A 13,610-nucleotide genomic window follows, 5' to 3' on the forward strand; every position below is an offset into this window, starting at 1 on the left:
TCGTCCGACAACGGAACCGCCCCGCCGACCGGGGGTCGACGGGGCGGTTCGCCGGCGGAACGCGCCGGCGCGGCTCAGGCCCGGCGCCAGCCCGCCAGGTAGGCGTCGATCTCCCCGGCCAGCCGCGTCTTGCCCGCCTGGTCCAGGAAGGAGGCCTCGACCGCGTTGCGGGCCAGCCCCGCCACCCCGGCCTCGTCCAGTCCCAGCAGCCGCGCCGCCACCGCGTACTCGGTGTTGAGGTCGGTGCCGAACATCGGCGGGTCGTCGCTGTTGACCGTCACCAGCAGTCCGGCGTCCACCATCCGCTTGATCGGGTGGTCCTCGATCCGCTCCACGGCCCGGGTGGCGATGTTGGAGGTCGGGCAGACCTCCAGCGGGATGCGGTGCTCGCCCAGGTGGTCGAGCAGCGCCGGGTCCTTCACCGCCTGGGTGCCGTGCCCGATGCGCTCGGCGCCGAGCTCGCGGATGGCGTCCCAGACCGTCTCCGGCCCGGTGGTCTCGCCCGCGTGCGGGACGCTGCGCAGGCCGGCCGCCCGGGCCCGGTCGAAGTACGGCTTGAACTGCGGGCGGGGCACGCCGATCTCCGGGCCGCCCAGGCCGAAGCTGACCAGGCCCTCGGGGGCCAGTTCGGTGGCCAGCCGGGCGGTCACCTCGGCCGACTCCAGCCCCGCCTCGCCCGGGATGTCGAAGCACCAGCGCAGCACCACGCCGAGCTCCTTCTCGGCGCGCAACCGGGCGTCCTCGATGGCCTCCATGAAGGCGACCTCGGGGATGCCCCGGTTGACCGAGGAGTACGGGGTGATGGTCAGCTCGGCGTACCGGATGTTCTGCCGGGCCATGTCCTCGGCGACGCCGTAGGTGAGCGCCCGGACGTCCTCGGCGTCCCGGACCAGGTCCACGACGCTCAGGTAGACATCGATGAAGTGCGCGAAGTCGGTGAAGGTGAAGTACTCGGCGAGCGCGGCCGGATCGGTCGGCACCCTGGAGTTGCCGGCGTGCCGGGCGGCCAGCTCCGCGACCACCCGCGGCGAGGCCGACCCGACGTGGTGCACGTGCAGTTCCGCCTTGGGCATCCCGGCGATGAACGCCTCGATGCTCCGATCCGCGGGGTTCCCCACGACGTTGGGGCCGATCCGACTTCCGTCCGGCTGGACCACGGTGGTTCCCTTCTTCCTTCTACGCGCGTACCGACGACAGTTGCTGGCAAGGATAGGCCGTGCCCCGGGTCGGCCCTCCCGCCGTTCCGGCCTCCGGCCCTCCCGGGCTCATCCCCCGAGCGCGACCGCCACGGTGTGGATCAGCAGCCCGGCCAGCGCGCCGACCACCGTGCCGTTGATCCGGATGAACTGGAGGTCGCGGCCGACGTTGGCCTCGATCTTGCGGGAGGCGTCGTCGGCGTCCCAGCCCGCGACCGTCTCGGAGATCAGCGAGGTGATCTCGGTGCGGTAGGTGTCGACCAGGTACTGGGCGGCGTCCTGGAGCCAGCCGTCCACCTTGGCCTGGAGCTTGGGGTCGGTGGACAGGCGCTCGCCGAAGCGGCGCACGCCGTCGCGGATGCGCCGGAGCAGTTCGCTGTCCTCGTCCTCGGCCGCGCCCATCACCAGGGTGCGCACGGCCGCCCAGGTCGAGTTGATCAGGTCCTGCACCTCGGGGCGGGCCAGCAGCTCGCCCTTGGCCCGCTCGACCCGGGCGATGGTCTCCGGGTCGGTCTGCAGCTCGGTCGCGAAGTCGGCGAGGAAGTTGTCGACCGCGCCGCGGGCCGGGTGGTCCTGGTCGTCCCGGATGTCGGTGACGAAGCGCAGCAGCTCCCGGTAGACCCGCTCGCCGACCTGGTGGTCGATGAACCGGGGCGTCCAGCCCGGGGTCTTCTGGGTGACCTTCCGGACCACGTCCTCGTGGTTGGCGGTCAGCCACCCGTGCGCCCGGACGGCGACCAGGTCCACCACCCCGTGGTGCCCGCCGTCGGCGACCACCTTGCCGAGCATCCGGCCCATCGGCTCGGCCACCGAGGTGGCGGCGGCCCGCCGGGTCACCGCCTCGGCGACGACCGCCCGCACGTCGTCGTCGCGGAGCACCGCGAGCAGTCCGCGCAGGGCCGCCGAGGCCTCCTTGGTGACCCGCTCGGCGCTGCCGGGGGCGGCCAGCCACTCCCCCAGCCGGCGGCCGATGCCGAGCGCCGCCAGGCGGCCGCGGACCACGTGGCCGGAAAGGAAGTTCTCGCCGACGAACTCGCCGAGCGAGCGGCCGAAGGCGTCCTTCTTGGTCGGGATGATCGCGGTGTGCGGGATCGGCAGGCCGAAGGGGCGGCGGAACAGCGCGGTCACCGCGAACCAGTCGGCCAGCGCACCGACCATGCCCGCCTCGGCGGCGGCCGCCACGTACCCGGCCCAGGGGCCGGCGCCGGCCGCCTCCGCCCAGGTGGACAGGGCGAAGACCACGGTCGCGAAGGCCAGCAGGCCGGTCGCGATGGTCTTCATCCGGCGGACGCCGCGTCTCTTCTGCTCGTCGGCCGCGGTGAACCGGACTCCGGGGCCGGTCCCGCTGAAGGCATCGTCACTCACCCCGCCAGTCTGCCCGCTGCCCGGCGCGGACGGGGGCGCGCCCCGCGATCACGCGCCTCAGGAGGCTCAGGCCCCGCCCAGCACCATCCGCCGCACCTCCGTGCCCTCCCAGCGCTTCGGGTCCGTGCACCGCCGCCCGTCCAGCAGCACCCGCACCCCCGGCAGGTCCACCGGCGACAGGTCCCGGTACTCGGGGTGGTCCGCCTGGAGCACCGCCGCCACCACCGGCTCCCCGCCGTACGGCGGCAGCCCGAGCGCCGCCAACTCCTCCGCCTCGTACAGCGGGTCGCTGACGTACGGCCGCGCGCCCGCCGACCGCACCGCCTCGACCAGCGGGAACACCCCGGAGTACGCCGTCTCCTTGACCCCGCCCCGGTACGAGGCGCCGAGCACCAGCACGCCCTGCCCGGCGATCCCGCCCGGCACCGCGCCCGCCAGCACCCCGACCGCGTACCCCGGCACCGCCAGGTTGGCCTCGCGCGCCGCCCGGACCACCGTCGCCCCCGGGTCGTTCCACAGGTACAGCCGCGGGTACACCGGGATGCAGTGCCCGCCGACCGCGATCCCCGGCCGGTGCAGGTGGCTGTACGGCTGCGAGTTGCAGGCCTCGGCGACCTCCGCGAAGTCCACCCCGACCTCGTCCGCGTACCGGGCGAACTGGTTGGCGAGGGCGATGTTGACGTCCCGGTACGTGGTCTCGGCGAGCTTGCTGAACTCGGCCGCCTCCACCGAGGCCAGCTCCCAGACGCCGTTGGGCCGGGGCAGGTCCGGGCGCGGGTCGAAGTCCAGCACCGCCCGGTAGAACTCGGCGCCGCGCCGGGTGGAGGCCGCGTCCAGGCCGCCGACCAGCTTGGGGTAGCGCCGCAGGTCGGCGAAGACCCGCCCGGTGCGGACCCGCTCCGGGCTGAACACCAGCGCGAAGTCCGTCCCGGCTGCGAGCCCCGAGCCGGCCGACAGCCGGGGCGCCCAGCGCTCCCGGGTGGTGCCGACCGGCAGGGTGGTCTCGTAGCTGACCAGGGCGCCCCGGCGCAGCCCGGCCGCGACGGCGTCGGTGGCCTCGTCGAGCAGGGCGAAGTCCGGGCTGCCGTCGGCGGCCGTCACCAGCGGGACGACCAGCACGACGGCCTCGGCCCGGGCGGCCGCCGCCGTGGTGTCGGTGGTGGCCCGCAACCGGCCCTCGGCGACCACCCGCTTGAGCGCCTGGTCCAGGCCGGCCTCCCGGGGGAACGGCGGCACGCCCCGGTTGACGCCCTCCACCACCCCGGGCGCGATGTCCGCGCCGGTCACCCGGTGGCCCTTCAGCGCGAACTGCACCGCGAGCGGCAGGCCCAGCTTGCCCAGCCCGACCACGCAGACGTCCAGGCTCATCCCCGTCCTCCGTTCACCGAGTCGGCCAGCCGCCGCCACGCCGGGTGGCGCCGCAGCCCGCGCCGCAGCTGTTCCGGAACGAGCCCGCGCCACAGCTGCTGCGCGAGGTTGAGCGGCCGGGCGGCCTCCCGCACGGCCGCGCCGACGCCCTCCTCGGGCAGCAGGAACAGCGCGTCCGGCAGGCCGAGCCGGGCGTCCCGGAACGCCGGGTAGTGCGCGTACCGCCGCGGCCCGTCCACCACCGCCGGCGGATCGCCGTGCGCCGACTCGTAGCGGATCTGGTCGCGCAGCGCCTCCGGCCGTACCGCGCGGGCCAGTTCCAGCCGCACCCGGGCGGCGACCGGCAGCCGGTGGTACACCTCGCGGGCGCCGAAGCGGTCGACGAGCCGGGCGACCTCGACGCACACCCGCTCCTGCACGTCCTCGGACAGCAGCAGGAAGCCCTCCTGGAGCAGCCGCGGCACGTCCCAGGAGAAGCTGCGGGCCCGGATGGCGTCCAGTTCCCCGCCCGGCCGGGCGAGGTCGGCGGCCACCTGCTGGAGCGCGGCGATCCCGCGCAGCCGGTCCAGCACCCCGGCCCGTTCGGTGACGTTGCCCCGGTCCTCGCGCAGCACCAGGAAGTAGCAGTCGTAGGAGGCGAGGACGGACACCCGGGACGCCCGCAGGCAGGCCTCCAGGGTGAACGGCTGGTCCGAGAAGACCTTCAACCCCTCGTCGCGGCGCAGCCCGTGGCGCCGCAGGAGGTCGAGCCGGAACAGCTTGGTGTCGGCCAGCGCCCAGGCCAGGGCGGAGTCGGTGAAGTCCACGGACTCGGCGTCGGCGTGGAAGATCCCCTGCGGCACCAGCCGCCCGTTCACCCCGACCTGCTTGGGCACCACCACGTCCGAGCCCCAGGCGTCGGCGGCCGCCACCAGGCGCTCCAGCGCCTCCTCGCCGAGCCGGTCGTCCGCGCCGAGGAACAGCACGTAGCGGCCGCGGGCCAGCTCCAGGCCGCGGTTGGTCGGGGCCGCCGGGCCGCCGGAGTTGGGCTGGTGGAGGACGGTGAACAGCCCGGGGTGGCGGGCGGCGTACTCGTCCAGCAGCTCCCCGCCGCCGTCCGTCGAGCCGTCGTCCACGGCCACCACCTCCAGCCGCCCCGGCGCCAGGGACTGCCCGACCAGCGAGTCCAGGCAGGCGGTGAGGTACGGCATGGTGTTGTAGACCGCGACCACCACGGTCACGTCGGGTAGGGCCATCGGGCGGGGGGCCTCCGGTTCCGGCTTCGGCTTCGGCTGGGTGATGCCGGGTCAACTCGCGGCGGGGGCCCGGGGTCACGATGATCACCCGCACCGGCGACGGGGCGTCGAACGTCCTCGCAAGGACCGGGCGGACGTACGACGGCCGGTTGCCCCTCCCGGGCCGCCGTCCGTCCGCCTGCCCACCCGGCCCTACGTCCGCCTGCCCGTACGTCCGCACCGCCCGTCCGCACCGCCCGTCCGCCCGTCCGCCCGTCCGGTCAGCCGATCGCGACCTCGGCGTACATCCGGGCGATCACGTCCTCGATGGCCGGCTCGCGCACCGACAGGTCCACCAGCGGGTAGCGCGCCGCGACCGCCGCCACGATCGGCGCGGCGCTCTCCTGCGCCGGGAAGGACAGCCACTGGCGCGGCCCCTCGACCCTGGTGACCCGCACGCCGGGCACCTCGACCGGGTGCGCGAGCTCCTGGGCGAGGTCCACCACCAGCGTCCGCTCGCTGCGGCCGGTGGCGTGCAGGCCCTCCAGCCCGCCGTCGTACACCACCCGGCCGTGGTCGATCACCATCACCCGGTCGCAGAGCTGCTCGATGTCGGTCAGGTCGTGGGTGGTGAGCAGCACGGTGGTGCCCTCCTCCCGGTTGACCTCGCGCAGGAACTCGCGCACCCGGCCCTTGCTGACCACGTCCAGGCCGATGGTCGGCTCGTCCAGGTAGAGCACCCGGGGGTCGTGCAGGAGTGCCGCCGCGAGGTCGCCGCGCATCCGCTGGCCGAGCGAGAGCTGGCGCACCGGGGTGTCCAGCAGGCCGCCGAGGTCGAGCAGTTCGACGCAGCGGTCGAGGTTCGCGCGGTACCGGGCGTCCGGGATGCGGTAGATCCGGCGGGCGAGCTCGAAGGAGTCGCGCAGCGGCAGGTCCCACCAGAGGGTGGTGCGCTGCCCGAAGACGACGCCGATCCGGCGGGCCAGCGCGACGCGCTCCCGGGCCGGGTCGACCCCGGCCACCCGCAGCCGGCCGGAACCGGGGACGAGGATGCCGGTGAGCATCTTGATGGTGGTGGACTTCCCGGCCCCGTTGGGCCCGATGTAGCCGACGCACTCGCCGGCCTCCACGGTGAAGCTGAGCCCGTCCACCGCGCGGACCTCGCGCTTGGCCCGGCTGAACCGGCCGGTGCGGGTCCGTACGGTGAAGCTGCGGTGGACGTCCTGGAGTTCGATCAGTGCCATGGGGTCTCCTTCGTGAGTGCGGGGAGGGAACGGCGCTACGCGGCCACGGGCGTACGGGCGTACGGGCCGCCTGCGGCGGCACGGCGGGACGGGGCTCAGCTGCCGGTGCCGCGGTAGGCGCGCAGCCCGGCCCGCCAGGCGAGCCCGGCGGCGAGGACGCAGACCGCGGCGGCGACCGGGGAGGCGAACCGGAAGGCGGTGGGCAGGCCGAGCGGGTCGGGCCGGTCGAGGATGCGCAGTGTGGGCAGCCAGTTGACGAAGGCCAGCGGGACGCCGAAGACCACCCCTGCGACCAGTTCCTTGGCGAAGATCGTCGGCGGGTAGTGCAGCAGCGTCGCGCCGCCGTAGGTGAAGGAGTTCTGGATCTCCTTGGACTCGCCCCACCAGAACTGGACGGTGGCGCCGCCGACGAAGACCGCGCCGAAGATGACGGTGCCGCAGAGCAGCAGGACGGGCACCAGCAGCACCCGGTCCCAGGTCCAGTGCACGTCCAGCGCGGCCAGCGACCAGACCAGCACCGCGACGGCCTGGAGCGGGCGGCCGAGCCGGCGCAGCGAGACGCGCTCCGCGCACAGCTGGGCGAGTGCGGGTGCGGGCCGGACCAGCATGGTGTCCAGCGATCCGGCCGCGATCCGGGCGCCCAGGCCGTCGATCGAGCCGACCAGCAGGTTGGCGACGCCGAGCGAGAAGGTGGCGGTGGCGTACAGGAAGGCGATCTCCGGCAGGTTCCAGCCGCCGAGCCGGTCGGTGTGCCGGAACATGATCACCAGCACCACGAAGTCGAGCGAGTGGATGACCAGGCTGGCCGCCAGGTTCAACGCGAAGGAGGCCCGGTAGGCCATCGTCGCCCGGGTCCACATCCGGGCGCAGAGCCACCAGGAGCGCAGCGCCCAGGCGGCGCGGGGCGCGAAGGGCTCCCGCACGAGCTGCTCAGCCACCCTGCACCACCACCTTCCGGGTGGCCAGCCACTGGGCGCCCCGGCCGGCGGCCAGCAGCACCGCGGCCCAGCCGAGCTGGAAGCCGAGCGCCCCGGGCAGGGCGGCGGTGGCGGTGCGCTCCAGGAAGACGTCGGTCGGTACGTTCACCAGCGCCGCCCAGGGCAGCACCCGGCCGAGCTCGCCGAGCCAACCGGGGAACAGCGCGACCGGCAGCAGCATCCCGGAGAAGAACATCGAGACCACCAGCATCACCGAGCGCACCCCCTCCGAGTCGTGCAGCCAGAAGCCGGTGATCGAGACCAGGAAGCGCAGCCCGAAGCTGACGACCACCGCCAGCAGCACGGAGACCAGGAAGAACAGCCAGGTCAGCGGGTGTTCGGGCAGGCGGATGCGGAACACCAGCGCGCCGATCAGCATCGGCACGGTGCCGCGCACCAGCGCCTGGAAGCCGGCCCGGCCGAGGTCGGAGGCCAGCCACCAGCCCTGGAAGTCGACCGGGCGGTAGAGGTCGACGGCGATGTCGCCGCTGCGGAAGCGCTCCTGGAGGTCGTCCTGGAAGCCGCCGCCCCACACCGCGACGGTGACCAGCAGGCTCTGGCTGACCCAGATGTAGGTGACGGCCTGGCTCTGGTCGTAGCCGCCGAGGCCGGGGCGGGCCTGCCAGAGGGCGAGGAAGGAGGAGGCCAGGATCATGCCGAAGACGGTGTTGGTGAAGGTCCCGGCCACGGTGGCGGCCCGGTAGGTGGAGTAGCGGCGGAAGGCGCCGCGGGCAACGGCGGCATAGAGCATATTGTCTCCTTGTCGACAAACATGGGCAGAGAGCGGCGCCCCTCGGCATGCGCGCACGCCCCAGCGGCCCCGACCGGCCGCACCCGGGGGTGCCGGGTTCGGCGGGCGGAGCTGCACAGGCGGCCGCGTTATGGAGTTCGCACCTTTCACCGTACCGCCGGCCCGCACCACCCGCACCCGGTTTTCGACGCCTGATCCGCCGTCAAATAGCAGATAATCTCGGCATGACCCTGAGCACCCGCCGGCAGGCCAAACGGGCCGCCCGCCGCGAGGCCCGCCGCGCCCTCCCGCTCCGGCGCCGGCTCCTGCCCACCTGGAGGGTCGCCCTCGGCACCCTCGGCGCGCTGCTCCTGCTCGCCGCCGGGGGCTTCGCCGTGCTCTACGTCATCGTCCCGGTGCCCGACCCCAACGCCCACGCCGTCGCCCAGAACAACGTCTACCTCTACGCCGACGGCACCACCGAGATCGCCCGCACCGGCGCCGTCAACCGCACCGACGTCACCATCGACCAGATCCCGCTCGCGACCCAGCAGGCCGTCGTCTCCGCCGAGGACCGCACCTTCTACCAGAACCGCGGCATCGACCTGAAGGGCATGCTCCGGGCCGGCTGGAACACCCTCACCGGCAGGGGCGTGCAGGGCGGCTCCACGATCACCCAGCAGTACGTCAAGAACTACTACCTCACCCAGGACCGGACCATCGAGCGCAAGGGCCGCGAACTGCTCATCGCCCTCAAGGTCGAGCAGCAGCGCGACAAGCGCGAGATCCTGGCCGGCTACCTCAACAGCAGCTACTTCGGCCGCGGCGCCTACGGCATCCAGAGCGCCGCCCACGCCTACTACGGCGTCGACGTCTCCCAGCTCACCCTCGGCCAGGGCGCCTACCTCGCCTCCCTGCTCCAGGCCCCCAGCCTGTACGACGTCAGGACGGCCACCCCCGCCAACCGCGAGAAGGCCCTCGCCCGCTGGCACTACACCCTCGACGGCATGGTCCAGCTCGGCTTCCTCACCCCCGCCGACCGCGCCGCCACCGCCTTCCCCGACCCGATCGACCCCCAGCCCGCCACCGGCCTCGCCGGCCAGGCCGGCTACCTCGTCGGCGTCGCCGACGACTACCTCGTCTCCTCCGGCATCCTCGACGCCGCCACCCTCAAGGCCGGCGGCTGGCGGATCACCACCACCTTCGACAAGCCCCGGCAGGACGCCTTCGCCAAGGCCGTCCAGGACCAGCTCACCGACGAGCTCGACCCCAGGGCCCGGCCCGACACCGACACCGACGTCAGGGTCGCCGGGGCCTCCGTCGAGCCCGCCACCGGCCGCGTCGTCGCCGTCTACGGCGGCCCCGACTACGCCAAGCAGCCCTTCAACGACGCCCTGCGCCAGGACAACCAGATCGGCTCCACCTTCAAGCCCATCGACCTCGCCGCCGGGCTGGTCGCCCAGCACGCCCTCGACGGCCGCCCCATCACCACCGAGTCCCGCTACGACGGCACCAGTGAACGCCCCGTCACCGGCGGCCCCACCCCCTACGCCCCGCCCAACGAGGACGGCATCGACTACGGCGACATCACCCTGCGCTACGCCATGGTCAAGTCCGTCAACTCCGTGTACGCGCAGGAGGGCGTCGACGCCGGCCTCGCCCGCGTCCGGGAGACCGCGGTCAAGCTCGGCATCCCCGACAGCGTCCGCGGCATGGACCCGGCCAACACCTCGATGACCCTCGGCACCGCCACCCCCAGCGCCCTCGACCTGGCCGGCGCCTACGCCACCCTCGCCGACCACGGCCGGGCCCGCGCCCCCTGGTCCGTCCTCAGGCTCGAACGCGTCAACCCCGGCGGCGCCGTCGACGTCCCCACGATGCCCGAGCACCGCCCCGCCGAGGCACTCGACCGGGAGATCGCCGACTCCGTCACCGACGTGCTGCGCGACGTCGTCAGCCCGCGCGGCACCGGCGCCGCCGCCCTCGACCTCGGCCGCCCCGCCGCCGGCAAGACCGGCACCACCGACTCCAACCTCTCGGCCTGGTTCGCCGGCTACACCCCCGAACTCGCCACCACCGTGGGCCTGTTCCGGGAGAATCCGAAGACCCACGCCAAGGAGCCGCTGGCCGGCACCGCCGGACTCACCCGGATCAACGGCGGCGCCTTTCCCACCCGGATCTGGACCGCCTACATGGCCGCCGCCCTCGACGGCACCCCCACCCAGGACTTCGACCTCCGGACCGGACACGGCGCCCCGACCGCCACCGCCTGGCCCACCGCACCGGTCAGCACCAGCCCCAGCGCCACCGCCCCGGCCACCGCCCCCGCAGGCGGCGGCGAAGCCACCGGCCCCGGCCCCGACGCGCCGCCCAGCCACGCGCCCAGCGCCCCCGCCACCCCCGGCCGGCCCGATCCCGGCCCCGACTCCCCCAGCCCGCAGCCCACCCGGCCGACGGTGGATCCGGAACAGCCCAGCCCCGCACCGAAGCCCACCCGGCCCCAGCCGACCCGCCCCACCGCCCCGCCCAGCACCACCGGCGGCCCCGGCGGCGGCCCCGGCGGCCCGGTCAGCCACCCGGCGCCGCCGCCCACCGGCCCCTAGGGTCCGTCCCAGCCCCTGAGCTCCTTCTCCACCGGGGTGCGGAACCGCGGCGTCACCCGCACCGCCCCCAGCCAGCCCGCCAGCCGCTCCGCCTCCGCCGCGACCGCCCGCTCAGCCTGCGCCCCGGCGTCCCGGAACAGCCGCCACACCACCTCGCCGTCCGGGCGCTGCGCCCAGCCGCCGACCACCTCGCCGCACCACCACACCGTCGGCCCGGCGTTGCCCGCCCGGTCGAACAGCGCCGGCACGTCCTCGGGCCGCAGGTACCAGTCCCGCCCGCGCCAGCCCATCACCGCCGGGTCCAGCGCGGGCAGCAGCGCCGCCCAGGGCTCCGGCTCCGCCACCGGCTCCTCGTCCCCCGGCAGCACCACGGCGGGCATCCCCCCGGCCAGGGCCACGTCCACCGCCCCGAGGTCCGCCAGCGCCCTGCGGACGTCCCCCAGCGTCCAGCCCGTCCACCACTTCACGTCCTCGACCGTCGCCGGCCCGTACGCCGCCAGCCAGCGCCGCACCACCTCGGCCTTCGCCTCCCGCACCGGCACCTCCGGCCACGGCGGCACCGGCGCCCACGGGTAGCTGCTGCTCAGCCACGAGCCGCGCGGACGGCAGCGGCGCACGTGCCCGTCCGAGGCCAGCAGCCGCAGCAGCCGGCTCCCCACGCTCTGCCGCGCCTCGTACGCCTTGCCCGGCGACATCAGCATCGTCTCCCGCAACTGCGGGACGTCCTCGGCCAGTTCCCTGGTCGTCGCCTCGCCGCGGCCGGCCAGCGCGGCCAGCACCTCGCGCTCCGTCTCCGCCAGCCGGGCCTCGTCCCAGCCCTCGGCGTGGTCCCGCAGGTGCTTCAGCAGCGTCGCCCGCTCCTTCGCCGCGATCGCCCGCGCCGCCGCCGCGCTCACGTACGGGGCGAAGCCCTCCGTCACCGCGAAGATCGTCCGCCGCATCGACAGCAGCTTCACCAGCGAGACGTCCTCGTACAGCGCGCGGTCCACCTCCGCCGCCGAGGGCGCCGCCAGCCGCGCGCAGGCCGACAGGTACACCGTGGCCGCGTCCGTCGCGTGCAGCCCGACCACCGCGTCGGCCACGTCCTCCACCCGCGCCGCCCGCACCGACGGCGCCAGCAGCTGGCGCCGCCCCAGCCTGGCCCGACGCTCCCCGTCCCCGATCACCGGCACACTCATGCCGGGACCCTAACGCCCACCACCGACACCGGCCCGCCGGCCGCCCCCACGGACGGTGCCCCCGACACCGGTCGGGGGCACCACGGGGTGTCGTACGGGGCGGGCCGTCACAGGTAGAGGCCGGTGGAGCCCTCGGTGTCGCCGAAGCGCGAGGCGGCGACGGCGTGGAGGTCGCGCTCGCGCAGCAGCACGTAGGTGGCGCCGCGGACCTCGACCTCCAGCTTGTCCTCCGGGTCGTACAGCACCCGGTCGCCGGGCTCCACCGAGCGCACGCTCTGGCCCACCGCGACGGCCTCCGCCCAGGTGCAGCGCTTGGAGAGCTCCGCCGTCGCCGGGATCAGGATGCCGCCGGTCGAGCGGCGCTCGCCCTCGCTGCCCTCGGTCCGCACCAGCACGCGGTCGTGCAGCATCCGGATCGGCAGCTTCTCGCCGAGCCGGTCGTGGCGGGCGGGCTCCTGCGCGTGGTCGGAGCGGTTCGGTTCGTCGTTGGTACTCACGGTCCCGAAGGTACCTCCCCCGGGCGCGGCGCGTGACGCTGGCCCGGCATGCGGAAGGCCGGGCACCCGCCGTGCCCGGCCCCGGGTTCCGCTCCGCTCAGCCCTTGCGGCGCTTGCGGGCCGAGGCGACCAGCAGCACCAGGCCCACGCCGACCAGCGCGGCCGGCACGATCCGCTCGCGGCGCGGCTGCCCCTTCTCGTCCACGAACTGCGCCCGGACCTTCTCCACCGCGCCGCTGGCGGCCACGTAGGCCCGGGCGGTCTTCTCCTCGACGGCGGCCGCCGCCTTGGCCTTGACCTGGGCGGAGATGGTGCTCGGGTGGACGCGCACGGCCAGCTCGTCCAGGGTCGACGCCAGCCGGTCACGCGTCCGCTCGATGTCCGCCTCGATCTGGGCGGTCGTCCGCACCGACTTGTCCTGCGTGCTCGCCTCGCCCACTCGGGCCACCCCATTCACTCGCCGATGTTGTTCCGTCCGATCCGTGCGATCGGTGCGACTGACCCAGTGTGTCAGCTGCCGCACACGGCCGCGCGGCCCCACCCACCATCGGAGGTAAGTTTGCCGTGGTACGACCACCCGTCCCAGCACCCAGGAGAGTACGACCGTGAGTGAGCGTCTCCAGCCCGGCGACACCGCGCCCGCCTTCAGCCTGTCCGACGCCGACGGCAACCAGGTGTCCCTCGCCGACCACGCGGGCCGCAAGGTCATCGTCTACTTCTACCCCGCCGCGCTGACGCCCGGCTGCACCAAGCAGGCCTGCGACTTCACCGACAACCTGGAGGTCCTCGCGGACGCCGGCTACGACGTCATCGGCATCTCCCCGGACCAGCCGGAGAAGCTCGGCAGGTTCCGCGAGGCCGAGAACCTCAAGGTCACCCTGCTCTCCGACCCGGACAAGAAGGTGCTGGAGGCGTACGCCGCCTTCGGCGAGAAGCAGAACTACGGCCGCACCTACCAGGGCGTGATCCGCTCCACGATCGTCGTGGACGAGCAGGGCAAGGTCGAGCACGCGTTCTACAACGTGCGGGCCACCGGCCACGTCGCCAAGCTCCTGCGCGACCTCAAGGTCGGCGCCTAGGGGTCGTCTTCAAAGCTGATCAAGTGATGGGCGATCATGTTGGTCATGGTGCGTCGTCATGAGTTGTCGGATGCCGAGTGGGCTGTGCTGTCGCGGTTCCTGCCCGCTTCGGGGGTGGCCGGTCGTCCGCGTTCGGACGACCGGCTGGTGCTGAACGGG

Annotated in this window: 12 protein-coding genes; 2 read left to right on the forward strand and 10 right to left on the reverse strand. The window is 74.3% G+C overall.

What is annotated here, in order from left to right; genetic code table 11:
* Positions 1-74: 74 nt before the first annotated feature.
* From ACH5AR_RS28150 to ACH5AR_RS28180, 7 genes are all read right to left on the reverse strand, one after another.
* Entirely contained in the window at positions 75-1,118 is a 1,044-nt protein-coding gene (locus tag ACH5AR_RS28150) for an adenosine deaminase (protein WP_396304334.1), read from the reverse strand.
* Between the two features lie 147 nt (positions 1,119-1,265).
* On the reverse strand, positions 1,266-2,561 hold the full coding sequence (locus ACH5AR_RS28155; protein WP_396304321.1) for a DUF445 domain-containing protein: 1,296 nt from the start codon (positions 2,559-2,561) through the stop codon (positions 1,266-1,268).
* Between the two features lie 66 nt (positions 2,562-2,627).
* On the reverse strand, positions 2,628-3,923 hold the full coding sequence (locus tag ACH5AR_RS28160) for a nucleotide sugar dehydrogenase (RefSeq protein ID WP_396304335.1): 1,296 nt from the start codon (positions 3,921-3,923) through the stop codon (positions 2,628-2,630).
* A 2-nt stretch (positions 3,924-3,925) separates the two neighbouring features.
* Positions 3,926-5,164, reverse strand: coding sequence for a glycosyltransferase family 2 protein (locus ACH5AR_RS28165; protein WP_396304322.1), 1,239 nt, complete (start codon positions 5,162-5,164; stop codon positions 3,926-3,928).
* A gap of 260 nt (positions 5,165-5,424) precedes the next feature.
* Complete coding sequence (locus tag ACH5AR_RS28170) at positions 5,425-6,387, reverse strand: ATP-binding cassette domain-containing protein (protein ID WP_396304323.1); 963 nt, start codon at positions 6,385-6,387, stop codon at positions 5,425-5,427.
* A gap of 95 nt (positions 6,388-6,482) precedes the next feature.
* Positions 6,483-7,325: an ABC transporter permease gene (locus tag ACH5AR_RS28175; protein WP_396304324.1), complete on the reverse strand. Its 843-nt coding sequence runs from the start codon at positions 7,323-7,325 to the stop codon at positions 6,483-6,485.
* Positions 7,318-8,115, reverse strand: a complete 798-nt coding sequence (locus ACH5AR_RS28180; protein ID WP_396304325.1) for an ABC transporter permease — start codon at positions 8,113-8,115, stop codon at positions 7,318-7,320. The genes ACH5AR_RS28175 and ACH5AR_RS28180 overlap by 8 nt, the downstream gene beginning before the upstream one ends.
* Before the next feature lie 224 nt (positions 8,116-8,339).
* Between ACH5AR_RS28180 and ACH5AR_RS28185 the strand changes: the two genes are divergently transcribed.
* Positions 8,340-10,697 (forward strand): transglycosylase domain-containing protein, encoded by a 2,358-nt coding sequence (locus ACH5AR_RS28185; RefSeq protein WP_396304326.1) that lies wholly within the window; start codon positions 8,340-8,342, stop codon positions 10,695-10,697.
* On the opposite strand, the gene ACH5AR_RS28190 is transcribed toward ACH5AR_RS28185, so the two are convergent.
* The 3 genes from ACH5AR_RS28190 to ACH5AR_RS28200 all read right to left on the reverse strand — a co-directional run bounded on the left by ACH5AR_RS28190 (position 10,694) and on the right by ACH5AR_RS28200 (position 12,811).
* On the reverse strand, positions 10,694-11,875 hold the full coding sequence (locus ACH5AR_RS28190) for a winged helix DNA-binding domain-containing protein (RefSeq protein ID WP_396304327.1): 1,182 nt from the start codon (positions 11,873-11,875) through the stop codon (positions 10,694-10,696). The genes ACH5AR_RS28185 and ACH5AR_RS28190 overlap by 4 nt on opposite strands.
* A gap of 107 nt (positions 11,876-11,982) precedes the next feature.
* Complete coding sequence (locus tag ACH5AR_RS28195) at positions 11,983-12,285, reverse strand: co-chaperone GroES (RefSeq protein WP_207811986.1); 303 nt, start codon at positions 12,283-12,285, stop codon at positions 11,983-11,985.
* Between the two features lie 184 nt (positions 12,286-12,469).
* Entirely contained in the window at positions 12,470-12,811 is a 342-nt protein-coding gene (locus tag ACH5AR_RS28200; protein ID WP_396304328.1) for a DUF3618 domain-containing protein, read from the reverse strand.
* A gap of 166 nt (positions 12,812-12,977) precedes the next feature.
* Here ACH5AR_RS28200 and bcp point away from each other — a divergent pair, with 166 nt between their 5' ends.
* Positions 12,978-13,451: a thioredoxin-dependent thiol peroxidase gene (gene bcp, locus ACH5AR_RS28205; RefSeq protein ID WP_396304329.1), complete on the forward strand. Its 474-nt coding sequence runs from the start codon at positions 12,978-12,980 to the stop codon at positions 13,449-13,451.
* Positions 13,452-13,610: the final 159 nt, after the last annotated feature.

It is taken from the genome of Kitasatospora sp. NPDC018619 (genome assembly GCF_044391605.1).
Taxonomy (GTDB): domain Bacteria; phylum Actinomycetota; class Actinomycetes; order Streptomycetales; family Streptomycetaceae; genus Kitasatospora.

Bases quoted from the DNA above. Each gene is read 5' to 3' on its own strand.
- ACH5AR_RS28165 (WP_396304322.1), bottom strand. From the start codon at position 5,164: ATGGCCCTACCCGACGTGACCGTGGTGGTCGCGGTCTACAACACCATG.
- ACH5AR_RS28170 (WP_396304323.1), bottom strand. From the start codon at position 6,387: ATGGCACTGATCGAACTCCAGGACGTCCACCGCAGCTTCACCGTACGG.
- ACH5AR_RS28180 (WP_396304325.1), bottom strand. From the start codon at position 8,115: ATGCTCTATGCCGCCGTTGCCCGCGGCGCCTTCCGCCGCTACTCCACC.
- ACH5AR_RS28185 (WP_396304326.1), top strand. From the start codon at position 8,340: ATGACCCTGAGCACCCGCCGGCAGGCCAAACGGGCCGCCCGCCGCGAG.
- ACH5AR_RS28190 (WP_396304327.1), bottom strand. From the start codon at position 11,875: ATGAGTGTGCCGGTGATCGGGGACGGGGAGCGTCGGGCCAGGCTGGGG.
- ACH5AR_RS28195 (WP_207811986.1), bottom strand. From the start codon at position 12,285: ATGCTGCACGACCGCGTGCTGGTGCGGACCGAGGGCAGCGAGGGCGAG.